We start from the raw sequence: 2024 nt of genomic DNA on the forward strand, positions 1-2024 counted from the left end.
GCTGGCACCAAGCACGTCAAGGCCAGGCAATGGGTGAATGGTACGCCTTCGGACCCAGGCAATCAGCACGAATTCGTAGTAGGAGCGTTCGCCAAGCCGCCCAAACCATTGATTCTTTCGCCGGAGCAGGGAGACAAGTACCCAGTAGGTCCATTGATGGTTATCGGTTCCTGTTTGTCGGGAGCAACGGTTGAGGTGCTGAATTGGGACAATAGTAAGCTGGGCGATGCTACCGTGACCGGCACCATTTGGACTTACAGTCGTGTCTGGGACGCTGGCACCAAGCACGTCAAGGCCAGGCAATGGGTGAATGGTACGCCTTCGGACCCAGGCAATCAGCACGAATTCGTAGTAGGAGCGTTCGCCAAGCCGCCCAAACCATTGATTCTTTCGCCGGAGCAGGGAGACAAGTACCCAGTAGGTCCATTGATGGTTATCGGTTCCTGTTTGTCGGGAGCAACGGTTGAGGTGCTGAATTGGGACAATAGTAAGCTGGGCGATGCTACCGTGACCGGCACCATTTGGACTTACAGTCGTGTCTGGGACGCTGGCACCAAGCACGTCAAGGCCAGGCAATGGGTGAATGGTACGCCTTCGGACCCAGGCAATCAGCACGAATTCGTAGTAGGAGCGTTCGCCAAGCCGCCCAAACCATTGATTCTTTCGCCGGAGCAGGGAGACAAGTACCCAGTAGGTCCATTGATGGTTATCGGTTCCTGTTTGTCGGGAGCAACGGTTGAGGTGCTGAATTGGGACAATAGTAAGCTGGGCGATGCTACCGTGACCGGCACCATTTGGACTTACAGTCGTGTCTGGGACGCTGGCACCAAGCACGTCAAGGCCAGGCAATGGGTGAATGGTACGCCTTCGGACCCAGGCAATCAGCACGAATTCGTAGTAGGAGCGTTCGCCAAGCCGCCCAAACCATTGATTCTTTCGCCGGAGCAGGGAGACAAGTACCCAGTAGGTCCATTGATGGTTATCGGTTCCTGTTTGTCGGGAGCAACGGTTGAGGTGCTGAATTGGGACAATAGTAAGCTGGGCGATGCTACCGTGACCGGCACCATTTGGACTTACAGTCGTGTCTGGGACGCTGGCACCAAGCACGTCAAGGCCAGGCAAACGGTGAGAGGTGTGGCTTCTGACCCAAGCGCCCAGTGCGAGTTTTTCATTGTTGAGATGACCCAACCGCCTGTGCCGGAAATCAATGAACCGCAACAGGGTAGTATTCACCCCGTAGGTAATGTGAGGATCAGAGGGACCTGTTTGAAGGGCGCGATTGTAGATGTGCTGAACTGGGACGATAGCGTGCTTGCCGTTGCTACGGTGAACGGGACCATCTGGACCCTTGATTACATTTGGCAGACCGGCTTTAAGCACGTCAAGGCCAGGCAAACCTTGAACCATTGGCGTTCCGACCCAAGTCCCGAACGCGAGTTCATCGTGGGGATACCAGGCAAACCGCCCGCGCCGGAGATTACCGAGCCAGCACCAGGAAGCAAGCATCCCGTAGGAAATGTGAAGATTAAAGGCACGTGTCTGGCGAGATCGACTGTAGAAGTGCTGAGCTGGGATGGTACTAAGTTGGCCGACGCTGTGGTGGGTGGCACTACCTGGGAGCTTGATTACACTTGGGATACCGGCGTTAAGCACGTCAAGGCTCGACAAACCGAATACGGCAAGGTTTCCGATCCAAGCAGAGAAGTCGAGTTCACCGTAGGGACTCCCGCCAACCCGCCAGCGCCCAAAATTACCGAGCCGCAACCAGGCAGCACGCACCCCACTGGTAGATTGACGATTGAGGGGACGTGTTTGGCAAGGGCGACTGTTGAGGTGCTCTACCCCAACGATAGTAAGTTGGGCGATGCCGTGATCCACGGCACCAACTGGTTTTTTGATTCCACTTGGGACGCTGGCGTTAAGGGTATCAAGGCAAGGCAAACTGAGTACGGCAGGGTGTCCGAGCCCAGTATTACGTGTTCGTTCAAAGTGAAACCGTCCAAACCGACGATTCTAAAGCCCGA

At 55.4% G+C, this 2024-nt stretch carries 1 protein-coding gene; it reads left to right on the plus strand.

What is annotated here, in order from left to right; genetic code table 11:
- Window positions 1-2024 (plus strand): hypothetical protein (locus F8N85_RS34745; protein ID WP_191636319.1); only part of this gene is annotated, 2024 nt, incomplete at both ends.

It is taken from the genome of Pseudomonas fluorescens, from assembly GCF_902497875.1.
GTDB classification, from domain to species: domain Bacteria; phylum Pseudomonadota; class Gammaproteobacteria; order Pseudomonadales; family Pseudomonadaceae; genus Aquipseudomonas; species Aquipseudomonas fluorescens_BR.